Here is a 21,353-nt window from a genome sequence, read left to right on the forward strand (position 1 = left end):
AATCCCGCCAATAGCGATGACAAGTAAGCACGAAACCGTTTGATCGTATAAAAAAGATGAGCACGGCCCGTTTGTATAGGCCGTGCTCATCTTGTGCTTTCTCAAAGTAGTAGTGCTCTTTTCCATCTGCAAATTAGCCGATTCCTCTACGCCATTTTTACGCCATTTCCGCGTGGGACTGCATAGAGAAATATGAAGTTATAATTTGGTTGGTTTTGCGTAAAACCGCGCTATATCAGGCTTTAGCGGCGTTTATGGAGAGGTATGGAGATATAGAATCCAGCGTGTGAACGCCGATACCTAATTTCATCGGTCAGTTACCCTCTTTCGGCGTATTAGCCCCAGTATTATATCTTATCCGGCTGAAAATTACAAGTGGGGCCCCAGGGGGCGGGGAATGGCCGGGGAGAGCGAAACCTCAGCCCCCCATATAAGAAAAGTGCATATAGTCGTGGTAACCGGTGGCGTCGTCGCTGTCGGCAGCCCAGGCGTCGCCGCCCCAGCTCCAGCCGTGCTCGGCGAAGATACGCACCACCGAGCTGCCCGGGGCGATGGAGTAGGGGTTCACCCCCGGCTCCCAGCAGGTGCCCACCAGGATCTGCCCATCCCGGATCTGATAGTTTTCGTCGGCATTGATGTCGATGGCGGTGCCGCAGTTGTGCTCGCCGGTGGTGCCCTCCACATAGCGGAAGGTGCTGGTGGCGTTGATGGGGAATTGCTCCGGGTCGTTGTAGATCTCGGTAAAGATCTCTTTCACATCCTCGGCAATGGCAGTGTGGACCTGAAGGGTGGTGGTGGAGGGCTTTTTCACCCCGCCGGACAGCGTCCAAACCGGTACGGTGACGGTGGTTATGGCGGCCTCCGCCTCTGCCTGGCTGTCAAAGCGGCGCTTGTCGGTGGTGCCGAAGAGCAGCTGGCATTTGGCCGGATTCTCCCCCAGCTCGGTGAGCCAGAAGGGCTGGGTCCAGTAGTCGTCAAAGCTGGCCGTTCCGTCCTCTACCTGGTCCCAGAACGCATCTTCCTCCCGCTCGGCCTGGGTCATGGGGCGGTATTCCACATAGTAGGTGGTGCAGGCAGAGGTCACGGTGTTAACCGCCCCAAACCCCTCAAAGACATAGTACTGGGGGGCATCCTCCTGCAAGCCGTACAGGCTGGAGCCCACCTCCACCACATGCCGACGGCTGAAGAGCGCCTGGCCGCTCTCACTGTCCACCGCCTGGAGTACAATGGTCATGGGTTCACCCTCCCGCTGGCGGTCCACCACTTCCAGGGTACGCATCAGCAGCACCGTGCCGTCGCACCGCTGGATCTGGTCGGCCCGGCCAAAGGAGCCGTCCGGCTTGCCGTTGGAGATGCCCAGGTCGGACAGCGCGCATACCGCCGCCTGGTGGACCTGGTCCATCTGGTCAAAGTCGGTGAAAAGATCGCTGCCGCTCAGCCGCTGGGCTTGGGCAGCGTATTGCTCCTGGGTCTCCTGGGACAGCGCCCGGTAGAGCAGCACCGCCGCGTCCTCCCGGGTGATGCCGCCCCCCAGACTGCCGGGCGTGACCCGCAGGCCGTCCTCCGCCCGCAGAAGACCGGCCTCCGCCGCGGCGGAGTAGCCCGCCAGATCCCAGGCGGCGCCTTCCTCCAGAGCCTGCTGGTAGGCGTCGGGGGCGAAGGTGCGGGCAGCCATGGTGAGAAACTCACCCCAGCTCAAGGTGCGAGCGGGGGCGATCTGGTTGCCGCCCACCCCGTTGATAATCCCCAGGTCAACCGCACGGGTCATCTGGGTATAAGCCCAGTGGCTGGGGCTCAGGTCGGTATAACCGGCCGCCTGAGCGGGCAGAGTGGACAGGGACAGGGTGCCAACCAGCAGCAGGGCTCCCACCCGGGGGAAATGGTTCCGATTCATGTACAACGCCTCTCTCTCTTTCTGTTTGGGGTACCTCAATAGACACTATTGTAGGCCTCTTCGACAAAAAAAGCAACCGGAGCGAAACACCACTTTACAAAAACTAAAATATGCAGTATAATTTAACAACCGACACTGACGCGGAAGGGGTAACAGCCTGACGGGGAAGGGCCGCCAAACAGATGAGAAAAACACTGTGGCGCACCCGCTCCGGGCGCGCCATTTGTCATTTTGGAAAGGAGTAGCAAAACTATGGAAGAAAATCGTGTGGCCCTGCTGGGCGTGGTGGTGGAGGACCCCAATTCCGTGGAGGAGCTCAACGCCCTGCTCCACCAGTACAAGGACTATATCATTGGCCGCATGGGCATTCCCTACCACCAGCGGGGGGTAAACATCATCTCCATCGTGCTGGACGCCCCCGGCGACGCCATCAGCGCCCTGTCCGGCAAGGCGGGGATGTTGTCCGGCGTCAGCTGCAAGGCGGTGTACTCCAAGCTGCCCAATGAGTGAGCTGCTGGACAAGCTGTGCCAAAACCGGCGGCTGGACCGGGCCGAGTGGCGGAAGCTGCTGGCCTCCCGCCATACCCTGGACCAGACCGGCCTCTTTCACCGGGCGGCGGCGGAGCGCCGCCGGTGGTACGGGGAGGAGATCTACGTCCGGGGACTCATCGAGTGCGGCAACATCTGCAAAAATAACTGTCTGTACTGCGGCATTCGGCGGGACAACCGCCAGGTAGCCCGCTATCGGCTGGATCGGGACACCATCCTGGCCTGCTGTGAAAAGGGCTACGGCTGGGGCTTTCGCACCTTTGTGCTCCAGGGGGGTGAGGACCCGGGGCTGACCCCCGACTGGGTGGCGGAGACGGTGGAGGCCATCAAGGCCCGCTGGCCGGACTGTGCCGTCACCCTCTCCCTGGGGGAGTTTGATCGGGAGATCTATCAGCTGTGGTTTAACGCCGGGGCGGACCGGTACCTGCTCCGGCATGAGACCGCCCACCCGGCCCACTATGCCAAGCTCCACCCCCCGGAGCTTACCCTGGCCCACCGGATGGACTGTCTGTACACCCTGAAGGACATCGGCTACCAGGTGGGGGCCGGGTTTATGGTGGGCTCTCCGGGACAGAGCATGGACACCCTGACCGAGGACTTCTGCTTTCTTCAGGACTTTCAGCCCCATATGGTGGGGCTGGGGCCCTTCATTCCCCAAAAGGACACCCCTTTTGCCAGGGAACCGGCGGGCACTCTGGAGGATACCCTGATTCTGCTGGCCTTGGTGCGGCTCACTCTGCCCAAGGTGCTGCTGCCTGCCACCACCGCTCTGGGCACCATCCACCCACAGGGCCGGGAGCTGGGCATTCTGGCGGGGGCCAACGTGGTCATGCCCAACCTGTCCCCCCCGGATACCCGGGAGAAATACACGTTATATGATAACAAGCTCTGCACGGGAGACGAGGCCGCCGAGCACCTGGCGGGCCTGCGGAAACGCCTGGCTGCCATTGGCTGCACTGTGGCTGTCCACCGTGGAGACTCTCCAAACAAAAGATAAAAACTGACGGGGAAGGGGGCAACTCCTGACCCAAAAGAAAGGAAGAGAAACACTTATGTACGATCCCAAATCCAGAAAAGCAGAGGACTTTATCGACCACCAGGAAATTTTGGACTCCCTTGCCTACGCCGACGCCCACAAGAACGACGCGGTCGTCATTGACGCTATCCTGGAGAAAGCCAGGCTCCGCAAGGGGTTGACCCACCGGGAGGCCTCGGTGCTGCTGGCCTGTGAGCTGGAGGACAAAAACCAGGAACTTTTTGACCTGGCCAAGCAGATCAAGAAGGATTTTTACGGGGACCGCATCGTCATGTTTGCCCCCCTGTACCTGTCCAACTACTGCGTCAACGGCTGTCTCTACTGCCCCTACCACGCCAAAAACAAGCACATTCCCCGCAAGAAGCTGACCCAGGAGGAGATTAAAGCCGAGGTCATTGCCCTCCAGGACATGGGCCACAAGCGGCTGGCCCTGGAGGCAGGGGAGGACCCGGTGAACAATCCCCTGGAGTATATTCTGGAGTCCATCAAGACCATCTACTCCATCAAGCACAAGAACGGGGCCATCCGCCGGGTGAATGTGAACATCGCCGCCACCACGGTGGAGGACTACCGTAAGCTGAAAGAGGCGGGCATCGGTACCTATATTCTCTTCCAGGAGACCTACCATAAGGAGAGCTATGAAAAGCTCCACCCCACCGGCCCCAAGAGCAACTATGCCTATCACACCGAGGCCCACGACCGGGCCATGGAGGGGGGCATTGACGACGTGGGCTTGGGGGTGCTCTTCGGCCTGGAGCTCTACCGTTACGAGTTTGCCGGTCTGCTGATGCACGCCGAGCATCTGGAGGCGGTGTTCGGGGTGGGGCCCCACACCATCAGCGTGCCCCGGGTGTGTCCTGCCGACGACATCGACCCCAATTCCTTTGACAACGGTATCTCCGACGACATTTTTGCCAAGATCGTGGCCTGTATCCGGGTGGCGGTACCCTACACCGGCATGATTATCTCCACCCGGGAGAGCCAGAAGGTGCGGGAGCGGGTGCTGGGTCTGGGCATCTCCCAGATCTCCGGCGGGTCCCGTACCAGCGTGGGCGGCTATGTGGAAAAGGAGCCGGAGGAGGAGTCCTCCGCCCAGTTCGACGTGTCCGACAGCCGCACCCTGGACCAGGTGGTCCGCTGGCTGATGGAACTGGGCTATGTGCCCTCCTTCTGCACCGCCTGTTACCGGGAGGGGCGGACCGGCGACCGGTTTATGTCCCTGTGCAAGGCGGGGCAGATCCAGAACTGCTGCCTGCCCAACGCCCTTATGACCCTGCAAGAGTATCTGGAGGACTACGCCGCCCCCGAGACCCGCGCCGTGGGTGAGAAGGTCATCGCCCAGCAGCAGGAATACATCACCAACCCCAAGGTGAAGGAGATCGTGGCCGACCGCCTGGTAAAGATTGCCCAGGGGGAGCGGGATTTCCGCTTCTGAGGAGGGATATCCATGAGCCTGAACGATACCCCCGCCGGCGAGCGGGTACACATCGCCTTTTTCGGCCGGCGCAACGCCGGCAAGTCCAGCCTGGTCAATGCCTTCACCGGTCAGGATCTGGCCATCGTGTCCGATGTGAAGGGCACCACCACCGACCCGGTATACAAAGCCATGGAGCTGCTGCCCCTTGGGCCGGTGCAGATCATCGACACCCCCGGCATCGACGACGAGGGAGAGCTGGGGGAGCTGAGAGTGAAAAAAACCCGGCAGGTCCTGAACAAGACCGACCTGGCCATTCTGGTGGCCGACGCCACCGCTCCCTTGGGCAGAGCGGAGGAAGAGCTGCTGGCCCTCATTCAGAACAAGGGTATTCCCTATCTGCTGGCCTGGAACAAGGCCGATCTGCTGGACACTGTTCCGGAGGAGGGGGAGAATACCCTGTGGGTCAGCGCCCTCACCGGCCTGCATATCCACGCATTGAAGGAGAAGGCCGCCAAGCTGGCCGTTCAGGAGGGCCCCAAGCGGCCCCTCATCGCCGACCTCTTGCAGCCCGGGGACACGGTGGTGCTGGTGGTGCCCATCGACAAGGCGGCGCCCAAGGGACGACTCATTCTGCCCCAGCAGCAGACCATCCGGGATGTGCTGGAGGCGGGGGCGGCTGCCCTGGTGTGCCGGGACAGCGAGCTGGCCCTCACCCTGGCGGGGCTGCCCAAGCTCCCCCGGCTGGTGGTCACTGACAGCCAGGTCTTTGGCAAGGTGGCAAAGATCGTGCCCCCTTCGGTGCCTCTCACCTCCTTCTCCATCCTCATGGCCCGGTACAAGGGGGATCTGTCCCTCACCGTGGCGGGAGCCCGGGCGGTGAAAGAGCTGAGAACCGGAGACAAAGTGCTCATTGCCGAGGGCTGCACCCACCACCGGCAGTGCGAGGACATCGGCACCGTGAAGCTGCCCCGGTGGATCAAAGAGGCCACCGGCGTGGAACCGGACTATACCTTCTGTTCCGGTCGGGAGTACCCGGAGGACTTAACGCCCTACAAGCTGGTGATCCACTGCGGGGGCTGTACCCTGGGGGAGCGGGAGATGAAGTACCGCCAGCGTACCGCCGTCGATCAGGGCATCCCCATCACCAACTATGGAATTCTGATCGCCTCCCTGAACGGTATCCTGGAGCGTACCCTGGAGCCCTTCCCGGAGCTGTAAGAGTTCCAAACATGACAAACAGCCTGCGAAACGCATCTTCGGAGCGTTTCACAGGCTGCTTTTTTGAATCAATATTTCTGCATATCCTCCGGGGCGGAGCTGGAGGAAGGTGCAGGTATGGGGTCAAACTCCGGTTCAGTCACCTGTTCCGGCTGGAACGGGGGCTCCGGCTCTGGCGCGCACGCCCAAAGATCATCCCAGCCTAACTCAGATGCCGGGACAGGGTCGGGGGCAGGCTGAGGCTCCGGGCTGACAGGGTGTGCGAAAGACGCCTGCTCTGCCCGTAGGTCCTCCTGAAGGTGGAACAGGGCGATCTGGTGCTGCATGGACTCCGCCTGACCGGCCAGCTCCTGACTGGCGGCGGCGCTCTCCTCGGCGGTGGCAGAGTTAGTTTGGACCACATTGGAGATCTGATCCACTCCGGTGGAAATGTCCCGCAGATGGGCAGCTTGGCTCTGATAGTCCCGGGTCACCTGCTCCACTGTGTGGACAGCGCCGTCGGCGGTGGCGGCGGCGGCGGCCAGAGCGTTGGCGGTGGACTGGGCCAGGCCCTCGCCCTGGGCAACCGCCTGGACCGAGCGGGCAATCAGCTCGTTGGTCTCCTGGGCGGCGGCGGCGCTCTTGCCCGCCAAATTGCGTACCTCATCGGCCACCACCGCAAACCCCCGGCCTGCGTCCCCGGCCCGGGCGGCCTCGATGGCTGCGTTCAGGGCCAGAATGTTGGTCTGGAAGGCGATGTCGTCAATGGTTTTGATGATTTTGCTGATGTCCTTGGAGTGTCGGCTGATGTCTCCCATGGCGGCCAGCATGTGCCGCATCTGTCCGTTGCTGGTGGTGACCTGCTCCTTCATCTGCTGGAGCTGCTCCAGCATGGCCCCCGCCTGCTTGGCGCCCTCTGTGACACTCTGCTCCAGCTCCTGCACCGTGCTGGACAGCTCCTCCACCGAGGAGGCCTGCTCGGTAGCCCCCTGGGCCAGGGCCTGAGAGCCGTTGGCGATCTGCTCCGCCCCCAGATTGACCTGGAAGGCGGATTGAGAAATATTGGATAGTGTGACTGAAAGGTTCTGCTGGATCTGCAACAGCGCATCCTTCAGTCGGGCGAATTCCCCCTGATAGTTGCACTCCAGATGGAACACCAGATTGCCCTGGCCGATCTGGGCCAGCACGGAGGCCAGCTCGTTAATGTACTGGATGTAGGTTTTCAGCCGGGCCACAATGCGCAGGGTGGACTGGCCCAGCTGGGCCACCTCATCTGTACCAGTAGCCCGGTAGTCCACATCCAGCTGGCCGTCGGCCAACTGCTCGGACACCTTGTTCAGCCGCTTCAGCGGCCGGGTGATGGAGACCGCCAGCAGGGACACCACCACCGCCAGCAGAACAGCGCAGGCTGCAAAGCCCATGATTACCAGCCGGACGGTGTTGGAAATGCCGGCCTCAAATTCCGCCGCGGGAATGACGCCCAGCAGCTCGTAATTCAGCTCAGGCAGATAAAAAGTGCTGCCGTAATAGCGCTGGCCGCCCCGGGTATAGGACATCCCCTCTACCGTCTGGTTCTCCAGCAGCGCAGAGCGCATGTTGTCGGAGTAGTCCACGTCGGCCACGGTGGTATTCTGCAAGGACGCGTCGGGGTGGTGGAGAATGGTATTGGCTGAGTCAAACAGGGTGATATAGCCGGTATCGCCCACAGCAATGGCGCTGAGGGAGGTGCTCAGGTCCCGCAGGGCCACGTCGATGCCGGTGATGGCCACCACTGTACTGCCGGACAGGATGGGGCGGGCCACGGTGACCACATTCTGCTGTGTGGTCACGTCCAGATAGGCGCTGGTGGCGATGGCGCCTGTGCTGTCCATGGCCAGGGCATACCACTCCTGGGCGGTGATATCCAGCTTATCCGGGGAATAGAGGATGCCGTTGCTGCCCACCAATTCTCTAGTTTCCATGTCCGCATACCACACGTTCAGCACGCTGCTGCCGTAGTTATTCTGTACGCCCCGCAGCTCCTGAAGCAGATCGGTGTAGGATTCCGCCCGGAAAATGGTGGTCTTGTCCCGTTCAGTGGCCACGCCCATGGCCGCCTGGGATTGGGCCATGGAGTCCACTGCGCCGAAGTACCGGTTGAAGAAGGCCTCCACCTGCTCGGCGCCGGCGGATGTCTGAGCGTTCAGGTCGGCGATCATCAGGGTCCGGACGGTATGGGAAACCTGTACGCCCAGAATCACGCCAAGGAGGCTCAGAATCAGGATCAGGGGCAGCAAAATACCCAACAGCAGCTTTTGGACAATGCCCAGCTTTCTACCAATACCAAGCTTCAAACCAGCTCACCTTTCTTTCCGGGACCCAGAGCCTGCAAGCGCCGGGCGATTTTCCCACATCGACAAACGGATACTCAGGTTCTATTATCAGCAAATCTGGCCAAAAAGCAATAGGATGAAAAAGATTTTCCTCTTTGCACAAATGAGAAACTTTTTATCTGGTGAAAATGTCAGGGGTGGCTCACAGCCCGTACACCTCTTTGGCGTACCGGACAGTGGCCATGGCGTCCTTGGCGTAGCAGTCCGCCCCGATCTGGTCGGCATAGGCGGGGGTGAGCACCGCGCCCCCCACCACGATCTTGACCTGGGGGCAGGCGGAGCGCAGCTGGCGGATGGTCTCCTCCATGCTGACCACGGTTGTGGTCATCAGGGCGCTGAGGCCCACCAGTTTGACGCCGGGGCGGCTGGCCGCCTCCACAATGGCCTCGGGAGCCACGTCCCGGCCCAGGTCGGCCACCTCAAAGCTGTAGTTTTCCAATAGGACCTTGACGATGTTCTTGCCAATGTCGTGGATGTCTCCCTTGACGGTAGCCAGCACCACGGCGCCCTGCTTGGGCCGGTCCTCCCCGGACATGGCGTTCTGGACGATCTCAAAGGCAGCCTTGGCGGCCTCGGCGCTCATGAGCAGCTGGGGCAGGAAGAGGGTGCCCTTCTCAAAGCCCTGGCCCACATGGTCCAGCGCGGGGATGAGCACTGTGTCTACCAGTTCCAGCGGGGCCTTGCCAGCCGCCAGAGCGGCCTTGGCGGCTTGGGCCGCCCCCTCCTTGCTGCCCCGGAGAACGCACTCGGACAGAGAGGGGCCGTCCCCGGCAGCGATGGGGGCGGCGGGGGCCTCCTGTCCGCCATAGGCGGCGATGTAGCGCCCACACTGGCCGTCCAGGCCCATCAGGGCCTGCCAGCTCCGCCAGGCTCCCATCATGGGAGAATTGTTGGGGTTGAGGATGGCGCAGTCCAGCCCGTTCTGCAGCGCCAGGGTAAAGAAGGCGGTATTCACCAGCTCCCGCTTGGGCAGGCCGAAGGACACGTTGGACACACCCAGAATGGTGGATAGGCCCAGCTCCTCCTTGACGCGGCGCACCGCCTCCAGGGTGACCTGAGCGGCGTCAGGCTCGGAGGAGATGGTAAGCGTCAGGGGGTCGATGACGATCTCCTTTTGGGGGATGCCGTACCGGGCGGCGGTGTCGCGGATTTTCCTGGCGATGGCCACCCGGCCCTCCGCCGTGGGGGGGATGCCGTTTTCGTCCAGGGCCAGACCCACTACCACGCCGCCGTATTTCTTCACCAGGGGGAAGAGGGCGGCCATGCTCTCTGCCTTGCCCGACACCGAGTTGAGCATGGGCTTGCCGTTATAGCGGCGCATGGCCCGCTCCATAGCCGCCGGGTCGGAGGTGTCCAGCTGAAGGGGGAGAGGGAGCACCGCCTGAAGGGCCTCCATCACCTCCACCAGCAGGACGGGCTCGTCGATCTCAGGCAGGCCCACGTTGACGTCCAGCACCTGGGCCCCCGCCTCTTCCTGGGCAAAGGCTTCGTTCAGCAGGTATTCAATGTTATGCTCCCGCAGGGCCTGCTGGAACTTCTTTTTCCCGGTGGGGTTGATACGCTCCCCGATGACCACTGGAGCCCGGCCGATCTCCACCGCCTGGGCGTAGGAGGACACCAGGGTGCGGCCCTTGTCGGCGGCGGGGGTGAAGGGCTTGTCCCGGCACACGTCGATGGCCGCCTTGATGTGGTCGGGGGTGGTGCCGCAGCACCCGCCCAGGATCTGGACCCCCAGGTCGGCAATGGCCCCCATGTGGACGGCAAACTCCGCCGGGCCTACGTCAAAGACGGTACAGCCGCCCTGACTGTGAGGCAGACCGGCGTTGGGATTGACCACCAGGGGCACCGAGGCGTACTCCAGCAGCTGCTTGACAATGGGCAGCATCTGGGCGGGACCCAGGCCGCAGTTGACGCCCAGGGCGTCCACCCCAAGGCCCTCCAGCAGGGCCACGGTGGAGGCGGGGGTGCCGCCGGTGAGCAGCTTGCCGTTTTCCCCGTAGACCGTGGTGACCACCACCGGCAGGTCACAGTTCTCCTTGGCGGCCAGCACGGCGGCCTTGGCCTCGTAGGAGTCGCTCATGGTTTCAATGAGGACCAAGTCGGCCCCCGCCGCCGCACCGATGCGCACCACCTGGGCGTACAGGGCCACTGCGTCCTCAAAATCCAGGTCCCCCATGGGTTTTAAGAGTTTGCCGGTGGGGCCCAGGTCCAGGGCCACAAACACATCGGGCCGGGGGTCGGCGTCTCTGGCCTCACAGGCCAGGCGCACTCCGGCGGCCACCAGCGCCTCCAGGTCAAATTCACCGCTGGCGGGGAATTTCAGAGCGTTGGCCCCAAAGGTGTTGGTACACAGAATGTTGCTCCCCGCCGCCAGATAGGCCTGGTGCAGGGCGGAGATGCGCTCCGGGTGGAGCAGGTTCCAGGTCTCGGGCAGCTCGCCGCCCTTCAGGCCCTGGGCCTGAAGCAGGGTGCCGGTGCCGCCGTCAAAGAACAGGCGCTGGCTGTGCAGCGCGTCTAAAAATTTCATGTGGTATCTCTCCTGAAGGTACAATTTCTCTTGGAACAGGTGGCGCAGCCCCCGGCGTGGCACTTGCCCGGGGTATCAGCCACCCCGATCACCGCTGTCACCGATTTGACAGGAGCCAGCAGGCAGCTGTCGGTGGCGGTAAGGCCGATTTTCCGGGGCGCGTCCAGCCGCCGCAGCAGTTCAGGCTGAGCGGACAGAGGAAAGTCCCCGTACCCCGGACTGAACCGGGGGCGAAGGTACTTGCCGGGATACTGTTTGGCCAGCTGGTCGCAGGCGTCGTCACACACCGCCTCGATGAGGGCGGCGGCGGCGGCCTGGTCCACGGCGGCCTGGGCCACCTTCCCCGCCGCCGAGCGGGCAATGAGCCGGTCCACCCCTATCCCCAGGGTGGCCCCGAAGAGCAAAGCGGAGGTGCAGCCCTCCAGATGGGCCCGCAGCTTTTGGCTCTGGATGGTCCAGTCCCCCAGTGCCACGCCGTCAGGGGAGAGGGTGAGGGGGAGCTCCACGACGGTCCAACGGGGATCGGCGGCCTGTTCCACCGCCGCCACCCGCCCGTCAATGAGAGCGGCGCTCTCCCCCTCAGGCTGGTGCTTGCCGTAGCCTAGGTAGCGCAGGACCTCGCCCTGGGGAGCGTGGATCATTTCAGGACCTCCGACAGGCTGGACTGGATGGAGGCGGCGATGGACGGCTTGTTCATGGAGTAGATGTGGATGTGCTCCACCCCGTTGGCGATGAGGTCAATGATCTGCTCGGCGGCGTAGGCCACGCCGGCCTGGCGCATGGCGGCGGGGTTGTCCCCGAACTTGTCCACGATGGCCTTGAACCGCTCGGGCAGATAGGTGCCGGACAGCTTGCAGATCCGGGCGATCTGCTTGCCGTTGGTCACCGGCATGATGCCTGCCACCACAGGGACGGTGATGCCCTTCTCCCGGATGCGGTAAAGGAAATTATAGAGGATGTTGTTGTCAAAGAACATCTGGGTGGTGAGGAACTGACAGCCCGCCTCCACCTTGGCCTTCAGGTGGTCAATATCGGCGTTCTTGGTGGGGGATTCCGGGTGTCCCTCCGGGTAGCAGGCCCCGCCGATGCAGAAATCGCCGTGGGCCTGGATGTCCTTTACCAGCTGGGCGGCGTACTGGTAATCGTGGGCGGGGGCGCCTCCCTCGGGGATGTCGCCCCGGAGGGCCAGCACGTTCTGGATGCCCTTTTCCTTCAGCTGGTCCAGTACCTTTGCCACATGCTCCCGGGTGGAAGAGACGCACGTTAAATGGGCCAGCACGTCCACGCCGTAGGTCTGGGAGATGCCGGCGGCGATGTTCACGGTATAGTCGCTGGTGCCGCCGCCGGCGCCATAGGTGACGCTCATAAAATCGGGGCGGAGGGCGGCGATCTCCTGGGTGGCCTTGGCCACTGAGTCATAAGTATCGCTGGTTTTGGGAGGAAAGACCTCAAAGGATAGGGTGGGCCTGTCCTGGGTCAGCAGGTCAATAATCTTCATAACATGATCTCCTTCGCTTGGGAAATGGGCAGAGGCTCTGCCGCGGGAATACGAACCATTATACCATAAACGGGAAGAAAAGCCCACTGCTTCCCCTGAGAAAAAGGAATTGGGCGGCTGCGTCAGCAGCCGCCCAATCAAAGGTTTACATTTTCCCGTCTTCCTGCTCCCGGTCCGCCATGGCTTTGGCAATGGCCTGGAACTTTTCCGCAATATACCCGTAGTTTTCCCGCTTGTGGGGGAGAGTGCAGGCGCTGCAATCCTTGATCCCGCTGTCCAGATACTTGAAGTTGCCGCCGCACGCCCGGCCCAGCATATACAGCGGGCAGTAGCAGAACAGACAGTTGAAGTCCTGGCCCTCGGGGACCTTGTGGCAGGGATAGTACTCGCACGCCTTGTTGCTGTAGAAGGCAAAGTGTTTGCCTTCCCAGTAGGGTTTGTTCTCTTCCATAACCGCGCTCCTTTCTGTGCGTATCGGTGGGTCTGTGGCTTCATGATACACGGAAGGGAAGGGAGGTGTCAAGAGACGGACCATTCAGAGCGGACAGCCGTCAGTCAAAATATGCGCTGTCCACGTCGGAGAGGTGGAATTTGCCGATAAGATCCTTGAGCATGGTGGCCTGACCGGACAGCTCCTCGCTGGCGGCGGCGCTCTCCTCGGCGGTGGCGGAGTTGGTCTGTACCACCTCGGAGATCTGGTCCACGCCCTTGGCGATTTCAGACAGACGGTCCGCCTGATCGTGGTAGGCCTGGGACACGCCGTTGACGGTGTCCACCACCTGCTTGGTGCCCTCCGCCACGATGGCCAGGGAGTCCGCCGTCTTCTGGGTCAGCTCCTCGCCGTGCTTCACCGCCCGGACGGAGTTTTCGATCAGCTCGTTGGTCTTTGCCGCCGCCTCGGCACTCTTGCCGGCCAGGCTGCGGACCTCGTCGGCCACCACCGAGAAGCCCTTGCCGGCGGTGCCGGCCCGGGCGGCCTCCACCGCGGCGTTGAGGGCCAGGATATTGGTCTGGAAGGCGATGTCGTTGATGGTCTTGATGATGCTGCGGATGGAGGTGGACTGGATGCTGATATCCTGCATGGCCTTGCGCATCAGGTCCATCTGAGTATCGCACTTCTCCGCCTCTTCCTTGATCCGCTGCAGGGCTTGTCCGGCCTCCACAGCCTTTCCGGCCTCATCGCCTACCTGGTTGGACAGCTCCTGGACAGAGGCGGCCAGCTCCTGTACCGAGGAGGCCTGCTCGGTAGCACCCTGGGCCAGAGCCTGGGCGCCGCTGGCGATCTGCTCGGCCCCCGCGTTGACCTGGTCGGCGGACTGGGTGATGGAGCTCATGGTTTCGGTCAGGGTGCGCCGGATATCCAGAAGGGCCAGCTTGACCTTGGCAAACTCGCCCACATATTCCTGCTGTAAGGTAAATACCAGGTCGCCCTGGCCGATCTGGCTCAGGACCCGGGAGATCTCGTCGATGTAGAGGATGTATTCCTTCAGCCGGGTGACGATTCGGGCCACATTGGCGCCTACCTGGCTGACCTCGTCATGGCTTTGGATCTTCACATCCACATCCAGCTCCCCGTCGGCCAGCTTGCCTACGGCGGTATTGAGGTGCTTCAGAGGTCTTGTGATGGACAGAGCGATCAAGACGCAGATCAAAGCCAGAAGGATACCGCAGCCCAGCACGCCGATGATCAGAATACGGATCGTAGTGTTGATGTGGGCGGTATATTCCGCCACAGGCATCACGCCCAACACCGTGTAACCAACCGCGTCGATGGCGGTGGTGCTGCCATAATATTCAGTCCCGCCGCGGGTATAGAGGGTGGAGCTGATATTCTGCTTGTTCAAAATGGCGTTGAGCATATTGGAGGAGTAGTTGGCGTCCTCTGCATTGGTGCCCATAACAGAGCTGTCAGGATGATAGACGATCTCATTTTGCAGATCGTACAGCGTAATGTATCCGGTATCGCCCACCTTGATCGTGGACAGGATCTGGTTCAGGTGGTCCATATTGAGGTCGATGCCGATAATGCCCTCAATGGAGCCGTCGACAAACACAGGGCTGGCTACAGTAAGCATCAGACTATCATTGTTTGCGCTGACATAGGCCTCGGTGGTAATGGTATCCTGGGCGTCCATAACCAGGCTGTACCAGGAGCGGGTGGTATAGTCCACCTGGGACTTTTCATAGATCGTCCCGTCATTTTGCAGGATCTGACCGGTTTTCAGGTTGGCTACCCAAATATAGTCAATATCTTCCTCGTTGTTCTGCTGGATCAGGCGCAGGGTCTCCAACAGGCTGCCGTACAGCCGGTGGGCGGCAATCCCGCCTTCCGTTACCTCTGTGGTGGTGTCCCGAATGATCTGGGTGGCCGAGAGACACTCGGCGATGCCGTAGTATTTGTTAAAGAAGGACTCCACCTGGTTGGCGGCGGCACGGGTCTCCGCATCCAAATCGGCACCCATGACTTCATCTACAGTTGAAGCGCCCTGCAGACCCAGAAATACGCCCATCACGATCAATACCGCAAAAAGCGGTACTAAAATGCCGATGAGCAGCTTTTGGAGCACGCCAAATTGGATGCGTCCGTTTTGGGCTTTGTGGTTTCCTTTTCTCTCTTTCATACCGATCCCTCCGAATGGTGTTGTGATAAAAACACCCAATTTTTGGGTGGTGAGAGACAGCAGATACGACCGCTATCTAACTATTATTTCGTCACAATACAGTAATAAACTAAGAGATCACCTGATTATTTTCGCAGGATAAATAAGTAAACGGTCGGCAGGAAGCTGGAGCGGCCTCTGGAGGGCTTCTGAACCGTTCATTTCTGTCATAGTCTGTACCAAATCAACTGGTAGGAGGTACGGCTATGAAAATCATACTGCTGCGGCGGAAGCTGCTGGCGGTACTGGCCTGCGCCCTGGCGGCGGCCGCCATGTTTTATGTGGTGAACTATCCAGAGGCGGTGAGCGCGGCGGCGTCCAAGCGCCAGCTGCCCATCTACTGCGTTCAGCGGGATCAGAAGATGGTTTCCATCTCGTTTGATGCGGCGTGGGGCAACGAGGATACCCAGCAGCTCATCGACATTTTGGGCCAGTATCAGATCAAGGCTACCTTTTTTGTAGTAGGAGAGTGGGTGGACAAATACCCCGAGTCGGTGAAGGCACTCCACGACGCGGGCCATGAGATCATGAACCACTCCAACACCCATGCCCACTACAACAGCCTGTCCACCGATGAGATCATTGCAGATGTAAACGCCTGCAACGACAAGATCGAGGCCATTACCGGCGTGCGGCCCACTTTGATCCGCTGCCCCTATGGGGAGTATGACGACCATGTGATCGCCGCCATCCGCTCCATTGGCATGGAGCCCATCCAGTGGGATGTGGATGATTCCCAAACAGCTTCAAGACCTTGGGGCGCAAGAGACAGCGGGTAGTTTGCCCGGCGGTTTAAATTGTACTTGTCTCTCAGGAACAGATCCAGTAAAATGATTATAATAATCCCGATATGGGTCGGAATTTTTACAAAACGGCTGAAAGCAAAAAGGTGGAATCGTCATGTGGCTTGGCGTTGATTATTATCCTGAACAGTGGGCTCCCTCCATGCTGGAGGAGGACCTGGACAATATCCAAGAGCTGGGATGCAATGCCATCCGAATCGCGGAGTTTGGCTGGCACATCATGGAACCGGCAGAGGGGCGGTTTGACTTCTCCTTCTTTGACCATGTGATCCGGCGGGCGAAGGCCAGGGGCCTGGGCATTGTGATGGGTACCCCCACGGCTACCATTCCCGCCTGGCTGGCCAAAAAGCACCCCGATATCCTCTCCGAGTTTGAAGACGGGACCAAGCGTACCTTTGGCGGCCGGCATGTGTATTGCTTCAACAGCAAGGAGATGTACACATACGCTGGGCGTATCGTCCGGGCCATGGCGGAGCATTACAAGGATGAACCGGCCATCATTGCCTGGCAGATCGACAATGAGCTGGGCCATGAGGACAGCGATATCTGTTACTGTGCCCAGTGCCGGGAGGCCTTCCGCGCCTATCTGCGGGAAAAATTCGGGGGAGATATCCAGGCCCTGAACGATACCTATGGAACCACCTTCTGGTCCCAGTCATACAACGATTTTGATGAGATCCCCCTGCCCACCCGGACCATTACCACCCACAATCCCGCCCTGCGGCTGGACTGGGAGCGTTTCCGCAGCGAGAGTATCGTGCGGTTTGCCGCCTTCCAGGCCACACTGTTAAAGGAAATCATCCCGGACGCGGTGGTCATGCACGACTTCCCCGGCGGGGGACTGGGCAAGCATGTGGATTATTCCGCCCTGTCCAGACACCTTGATTTTGCAGCCTACAACAATTATCCGGTGTGGGGCGGACAGCGGGAGCCCCTTTCTCCCAACGAGATCGCCTTTGGCCTGGACTATATCCGGGGGCTGAAACAGCAAAACTTCTGGATCACTGAGGCCATTATGGGCGCCCAGGGGCATGATATCACCGGCTTTTCTCCCCGGCCCAACCAGGCGAAGATGTGGGCCTATCAGAGTATGGCCCGGGGCTGTACATCCATCTTCTTTTTCCGTTACCGGGGGGCCACCAAGGGCGCCGAGCAGTTTTGTTATGGCGTGCTGGACGCGGACAATGTAAAGCGGAGAAAGTTCTATGAGGTCCAGAGCTTTTTCCGGGAGATCAAAAACTACGCCCATCCGCTGGAGACCCCCATCCGCAGCCAGGTGGCGATTGTGTACGACTATGATTCCCTGGCGGCCTTCCGCATCCAGCGACAAAGCGTTTTGCTGGACTGCGAAGGGGAAATGAAAAAATATCACAAGGTCTTTTATGACCGGAATGTACCGGTGGATATCATCCCGGCGGAAAGTGACCTGACAGGCTACAAAGTGCTGATCCTGCCCCAGATGATTGTGACCAAACCGGAGGTTCAGAAGAAATTGGCGGCGTTTGCCCAGCAGGGCGGCACTGTGGTCCTGACCTATCGGGATTTCGTCAAGGATTGCCATAACAATCTGGTGCTGGGCAAACCGCTCCCGGTGGACTTTGATTCCTTTGCGGGCGTGTGTGTGGCGGAAACCGAAAGCCTGCAGGAAGGCCAGGAATTCCCCCTGATCGGAGCAGGGGAATGGAGCGGCGTCCAGGGCCGGGGCGGTATTTTCCGGGATATGTTGGTGGCCCAGGGCGCGGAAGTGCTGCTGCGGTATGGCGACCAGTTTTACCAGGAGTTTGCCGCCGTGACCCGGAAACAGCAGAGCGCCGGGTGGGTATACTATCTGGGCTGCGGCCTGGAGGAGCCGGTCTTGGAGCGGCTTTTGGAACAGATTGCCGCAGAGCAGAAGATTCCGATGGAGCGGTCCGCCCCCGGCGTGGAAGTGGTGTATCGGGGCGCTGGAGAAGACCAAATCTGCGTGGTAATCAATCACAATTCCCAAGAAACCGTGTATCACGGCCAGACCCTTGCCCCCTTCCAGTGTACCGTCAGCCCCTGCCAGGAGAAGCATATTGTAGAATAGAGGTTTCCCAAACAGTGGAATACCATCTGTTAAAACACCTTTTTAATAGCCACAGGCGGCAGCTGTTTTACCGGCTGCCGCCTGTAGTATTTATGGGCTGTCATAGGGGGTATCCAGGGTATTTCAATTTGCCCGGTTGGATTGACTATTCCTTCGATTCAAGATATAATAAAATGTCAATAGAGATAAATTTTAAATGTGTCAGACCTGAAGTACCACCTGGTTTAAATTTAGGTGGGAAAAGACAGTCTGCCTGAAGAGAACCCGCACCGCGGCGGCGGTCCAATCCCCCGTTGAAGCCGTCCGCCAGTTGTCCGCGCCCACAGCAACGATCTCTGACTGCCTATCGCTGACGACTTTACAGAGAGGAAACGCATCAGTATGAGATGTATCAAATGGGTGTTATCTGTTTTTCTGACGGCGTGTCTTGCACTGTCCATTGTCGTTCCCGCCTATGCGTCCGGACGTTACAGAACCGTGGTCCGGGTGGGTTTTCCCATTCAGAACGGAATCTCCGAAGTGGACGAAAACGGCAACTATAAGGGATACATGGTGGACTACCTGGAACGCCTGAGGGTGTACACCGGCTGGAAATATGAGTACGTCCGGGTGGAGGGTGATCTCAATACCCAGCTGTCCACACTGCTGGACATGCTGGAGCGCGGTGAGATCGACATGATGGGCACCATGAACCGCACCGAAGAGCTGGAGCAGCTCTTTCTGTATCCCGAAGAGAGCTACGGTACCTCCTATACCACATTGGCGGTGGCCATAGATTCTCAGAAATGGATCGAGGATGATTTTGCAAACTGGGACGGCATTACCGTGGCCACCTATCCTGCCCTTGAAAACCGGATGGAGCTGTTGGAGCAGTATGCTGCGGTCAATGGCTTTACCTTTCACGAGGTACAGTATGAGACCTACAGCGAGGCATATAATGCTGTGCTGACCGGGAAAGCCGACGCCATTGTACAGGTGGATATCTCCATGTCTGCCGCGCTGCGCAGCATTGCCCGCTTTTCCCCCAATCCTTATTATTTTGCCCTTTATAAAGAAAACCGTGTATTGTTGGAGCAGCTCAATCACGCCATTGAACGTATGAGCCGGGCCTATCCCCACTTGCAGGATGAGCTTTATGAGCGATATTTCTTCCCCACCGACCGGTTTTATATTTCGGAGGAGAGCAAAAAGACCATTCAGAATCTGGGAACGGTAAGGGTGCTGTTTTTTGAGGGAAACGCCCCCTTTCAGTATGTCAGAAACGGAGAGTTGGACGGCTTTGCCTACACCTATTTCAAACGTTTTTCCCAGCTGACCGGCTTTATGTATGAGCCTGTGGTGGCTAAAAGCTATGAGGAAGGCCTGACGCTGATGAAAAACGGTCAGGTGGATATCGTGGCCTGTATTCCAACCAGCTCCGACCTTATTTCCGATGTGGAGCTGCAGCTGACTGAGCCCTATTTTACCAGCAACAATGTGCTGGTCAGTGATAAGTCCTATGGCTGGCAGGGCGATAATCACAATATGGAGGTTAGTTTTGACGCGGAACAAACCCTGGACAAGTTAAGGGCGGGAGAAGAAATATGTGCCCGCATTGATTCCTACTCCATCAATTACTATCTGCGGAAAAAGGTCCTTTACGATAACCTCCGTGTGGACTGGACCGATGTACACAGCTTTTCCTATGCGGTAGCGGCAACCGACCAGATGCCCCAGGAGCTGCTGGATATTTTGAACCTTTACTCCAGTACGCTGGGGGACGCCACCAGTCAAAATATGCTGTACAGCAGCTTTGCCGATCAGGTGGAGTATTCTCTGCCAGAGTTACTCTATATTTATCGCTCCACCATTGCATGGGGGGTGGCTTTGGCGGCGCTGCTGCTGTGTGTGTTCGTGCTGCGGCACAGGAGCAAGCGGGACCGCCAGCAGATGAAGGCCAACGAGCGCAGAATCTGGCATCTGTCCCGTTATGACCAGCTGACGGGGGCGTATAACGGAGTTTACTTCCGCAAGCGGCTGGAGGAGCTGTGCCGGGAAAAGGTGCCTTTGGCTCTGGTAGCCCTTAACATCCGCAATTTCCGGTATATCAACGAGACCTATGGCGTGGTGGCCGCCGACGCCTTTCTGTGCCAGGTAAAGGAGATCCTGGACGGTGCGCTCAAAGAGGAGGAATTTTTCTGCCGGCAGGGGGCGGATGTCTTCTATCTGGCTTTTGAAAATGATACGCCGGCCCACATATCCCAGCGGGTCAGCAAGATCAGCGCAGACATCCAGCGCGAATCCGGGGAAATACTGGAGGAATACCCCATCCTGATCTACAGCGGCGGTGTGCTGACGGCGGAGTCTCCCGAGCCCTATTCCATGAGCAATCTGAGCTATATGATGGCCGCCCTGGCCCAGGCCAGAAAGCTGCAATGTCAGGAAGTCTGCTTTTATGACCAGTCCCTCCATGCCTCCGAGCAGCTGCGCCACTACATTGAAAGCCACATGCAGGCCGCTCTGGAGCAGGAGGAGTTCCAGCTCTACCTGCAGCCCAAGATGAACCTCCATACCGGCCGCCTGGAAGGGGCAGAGGCGCTGGTGCGCTGGCAGACCCAGGACAGGGGAATGCTCTATCCCGACCAGTTTATCCCCCTGTTTGAAGAGAATGGCTTCTGCGCCCAGCTGGACCTCTACATGGTGGCTCAGGCGTGCAGGCAGCAGCGCCTATGGAAGGACGAGGGTTTGCCTCTCATCCCCATCTCCGTCAATCAGACCAAACCCCTTTTCTACAGCGAAGGGTATGTGGATAAGCTGCTGGCCATTACCCGCAAGTACGATATCGAGCCCAAGTATGTGACGCTGGAGATCCTGGAAGGCCTGGCTCTGGAAAATGTGGATAAGTTTAACCACAGCATTGAGCAGCTCAACGCGGAGGGCTTCCGTATCTCCATGGACGATTTCGGAAGCGGCTATTCCTCCCTGAACACCCTGGGGAAGATCAAAATTGATGAGCTGAAGCTGGACCGGCTCTTCCTGCTGGATGTGGCCAAGGACCCGGATGGCAAGCAGCGTAAGGTGCTGGCCTCCATTGTTTCCCTGGCCAAGGAGCTGAACATCCACACGGTGGTGGAAGGTGTGGAGACAAAGGAAAATGAACAGATGATGATCGAGCTGTCCTGTGACTGCGGACAGGGCTATTACTACAGCAAACCCATTTCCGCCCAGCGGTTTTTGGAGGACTTTCTGCTTCCGGCGGCCAGGTACTCTTAAATCCTGGACCTGTTGACAAAGTCATCTATAAACCTCGTTTCCATGCTATAATACCAGCAAGGAGGGATAGACGATGATGG

14 protein-coding genes are annotated in these 21,353 nt (G+C 59.5%); 7 read left to right on the forward strand and 7 right to left on the reverse strand.

Annotation, left to right across the window (positions count from 1 at the left end; translation table 11 throughout):
• Positions 1-418: 418 nt before the first annotated feature.
• Positions 419-1,894 carry an S-layer homology domain-containing protein gene (locus tag Q0J75_RS10610; protein WP_297200853.1) on the reverse strand — a complete coding sequence of 492 codons (1,476 nt, stop codon included), beginning with the start codon at positions 1,892-1,894 and terminating at the stop codon, positions 419-421.
• 252 nt (positions 1,895-2,146) lie between these two features.
• Between Q0J75_RS10610 and Q0J75_RS10615 the strand changes: the two genes are divergently transcribed.
• From Q0J75_RS10615 to hydF, 4 genes are read left to right on the forward strand one after another with little or no spacing between them, the layout of a single operon-like run.
• The gene (locus Q0J75_RS10615; protein WP_297200856.1) at positions 2,147-2,404 is read left to right on the forward strand and encodes a TM1266 family iron-only hydrogenase system putative regulator; all 258 of its coding nucleotides are present in this window, start codon (positions 2,147-2,149) and stop codon (positions 2,402-2,404) included.
• On the forward strand, positions 2,397-3,440 hold the full coding sequence (gene hydE / locus Q0J75_RS10620; protein WP_297200859.1) for a [FeFe] hydrogenase H-cluster radical SAM maturase HydE: 1,044 nt from the start codon (positions 2,397-2,399) through the stop codon (positions 3,438-3,440). The genes Q0J75_RS10615 and hydE overlap by 8 nt, the downstream gene beginning before the upstream one ends.
• Positions 3,441-3,495: 55 nt before the next feature.
• Complete coding sequence (hydG, locus tag Q0J75_RS10625; RefSeq protein ID WP_297200862.1) at positions 3,496-4,914, forward strand: [FeFe] hydrogenase H-cluster radical SAM maturase HydG; 1,419 nt, start codon at positions 3,496-3,498, stop codon at positions 4,912-4,914.
• A gap of 12 nt (positions 4,915-4,926) precedes the next feature.
• On the forward strand, positions 4,927-6,114 hold the full coding sequence (gene hydF / locus Q0J75_RS10630) for a [FeFe] hydrogenase H-cluster maturation GTPase HydF (RefSeq protein ID WP_297200865.1): 1,188 nt from the start codon (positions 4,927-4,929) through the stop codon (positions 6,112-6,114).
• Positions 6,115-6,182: 68 nt separating this feature from the next.
• Here hydF and Q0J75_RS10635 read toward each other — a convergent pair whose 3' ends face one another.
• From Q0J75_RS10635 to Q0J75_RS10660, 6 genes are all read right to left on the reverse strand, one after another.
• Positions 6,183-8,426 carry a methyl-accepting chemotaxis protein gene (locus tag Q0J75_RS10635; protein ID WP_297200868.1) on the reverse strand — a complete coding sequence of 748 codons (2,244 nt, stop codon included), beginning with the start codon at positions 8,424-8,426 and terminating at the stop codon, positions 6,183-6,185.
• A gap of 181 nt (positions 8,427-8,607) precedes the next feature.
• On the reverse strand, positions 8,608-10,992 hold the full coding sequence (locus Q0J75_RS10640) for a homocysteine S-methyltransferase family protein (protein ID WP_297200871.1): 2,385 nt from the start codon (positions 10,990-10,992) through the stop codon (positions 8,608-8,610).
• Positions 10,989-11,633, reverse strand: a complete 645-nt coding sequence (locus Q0J75_RS10645; protein WP_297200873.1) for a Vitamin B12 dependent methionine synthase activation subunit — start codon at positions 11,631-11,633, stop codon at positions 10,989-10,991. Before Q0J75_RS10645 ends, Q0J75_RS10640 begins: the two co-directional genes overlap by 4 nt.
• Positions 11,630-12,490, reverse strand: coding sequence for a methylenetetrahydrofolate reductase [NAD(P)H] (metF, locus tag Q0J75_RS10650; protein ID WP_297200875.1), 861 nt, complete (start codon positions 12,488-12,490; stop codon positions 11,630-11,632). Before metF ends, Q0J75_RS10645 begins: the two co-directional genes overlap by 4 nt.
• A 145-nt stretch (positions 12,491-12,635) precedes the next feature.
• Complete coding sequence (locus Q0J75_RS10655) at positions 12,636-12,941, reverse strand: cysteine-rich small domain-containing protein (protein ID WP_297200877.1); 306 nt, start codon at positions 12,939-12,941, stop codon at positions 12,636-12,638.
• A 100-nt stretch (positions 12,942-13,041) separates the two neighbouring features.
• Positions 13,042-15,111 (reverse strand): methyl-accepting chemotaxis protein, encoded by a 2,070-nt coding sequence (locus tag Q0J75_RS10660; protein ID WP_297200880.1) that lies wholly within the window; start codon positions 15,109-15,111, stop codon positions 13,042-13,044.
• A 245-nt stretch (positions 15,112-15,356) separates the two neighbouring features.
• Between Q0J75_RS10660 and Q0J75_RS10665 the strand changes: the two genes are divergently transcribed.
• The 3 genes from Q0J75_RS10665 (at position 15,357) to Q0J75_RS10675 (ending at position 21,273) form a co-directional block, all read left to right on the forward strand.
• Entirely contained in the window at positions 15,357-15,929 is a 573-nt protein-coding gene (locus Q0J75_RS10665) for a polysaccharide deacetylase family protein (protein ID WP_297200884.1), read from the forward strand.
• Between the two features lie 121 nt (positions 15,930-16,050).
• The gene (locus Q0J75_RS10670) at positions 16,051-18,021 is read left to right on the forward strand and encodes a beta-galactosidase (protein WP_297200887.1); all 1,971 of its coding nucleotides are present in this window, start codon (positions 16,051-16,053) and stop codon (positions 18,019-18,021) included.
• Positions 18,022-18,402: 381 nt separating this feature from the next.
• Entirely contained in the window at positions 18,403-21,273 is a 2,871-nt protein-coding gene (locus tag Q0J75_RS10675; RefSeq protein ID WP_297200892.1) for an EAL domain-containing protein, read from the forward strand.
• Positions 21,274-21,353: the final 80 nt, after the last annotated feature.

The organism is uncultured Flavonifractor sp. (assembly GCF_944385615.1).
Taxonomy (GTDB): Bacteria; Bacillota; Clostridia; order Oscillospirales; family Oscillospiraceae; genus Flavonifractor.

Bases quoted from the DNA above. Each gene is read 5' to 3' on its own strand.
- Q0J75_RS10610 (WP_297200853.1), bottom strand. From the start codon at position 1,894: ATGAATCGGAACCATTTCCCCCGGGTGGGAGCCCTGCTGCTGGTTGGC.
- Q0J75_RS10615 (WP_297200856.1), top strand. From the start codon at position 2,147: ATGGAAGAAAATCGTGTGGCCCTGCTGGGCGTGGTGGTGGAGGACCCC.
- hydE (WP_297200859.1), top strand. From the start codon at position 2,397: ATGAGTGAGCTGCTGGACAAGCTGTGCCAAAACCGGCGGCTGGACCGG.
- hydG (WP_297200862.1), top strand. From the start codon at position 3,496: ATGTACGATCCCAAATCCAGAAAAGCAGAGGACTTTATCGACCACCAG.
- hydF (WP_297200865.1), top strand. From the start codon at position 4,927: ATGAGCCTGAACGATACCCCCGCCGGCGAGCGGGTACACATCGCCTTT.
- Q0J75_RS10640 (WP_297200871.1), bottom strand. From the start codon at position 10,992: ATGAAATTTTTAGACGCGCTGCACAGCCAGCGCCTGTTCTTTGACGGC.
- Q0J75_RS10645 (WP_297200873.1), bottom strand. From the start codon at position 11,633: ATGATCCACGCTCCCCAGGGCGAGGTCCTGCGCTACCTAGGCTACGGC.
- metF (WP_297200875.1), bottom strand. From the start codon at position 12,490: ATGAAGATTATTGACCTGCTGACCCAGGACAGGCCCACCCTATCCTTT.
- Q0J75_RS10655 (WP_297200877.1), bottom strand. From the start codon at position 12,941: ATGGAAGAGAACAAACCCTACTGGGAAGGCAAACACTTTGCCTTCTAC.
- Q0J75_RS10660 (WP_297200880.1), bottom strand. From the start codon at position 15,111: ATGAAAGAGAGAAAAGGAAACCACAAAGCCCAAAACGGACGCATCCAA.
- Q0J75_RS10665 (WP_297200884.1), top strand. From the start codon at position 15,357: ATGAAAATCATACTGCTGCGGCGGAAGCTGCTGGCGGTACTGGCCTGC.
- Q0J75_RS10670 (WP_297200887.1), top strand. From the start codon at position 16,051: ATGTGGCTTGGCGTTGATTATTATCCTGAACAGTGGGCTCCCTCCATG.
- Q0J75_RS10675 (WP_297200892.1), top strand. From the start codon at position 18,403: ATGAGATGTATCAAATGGGTGTTATCTGTTTTTCTGACGGCGTGTCTT.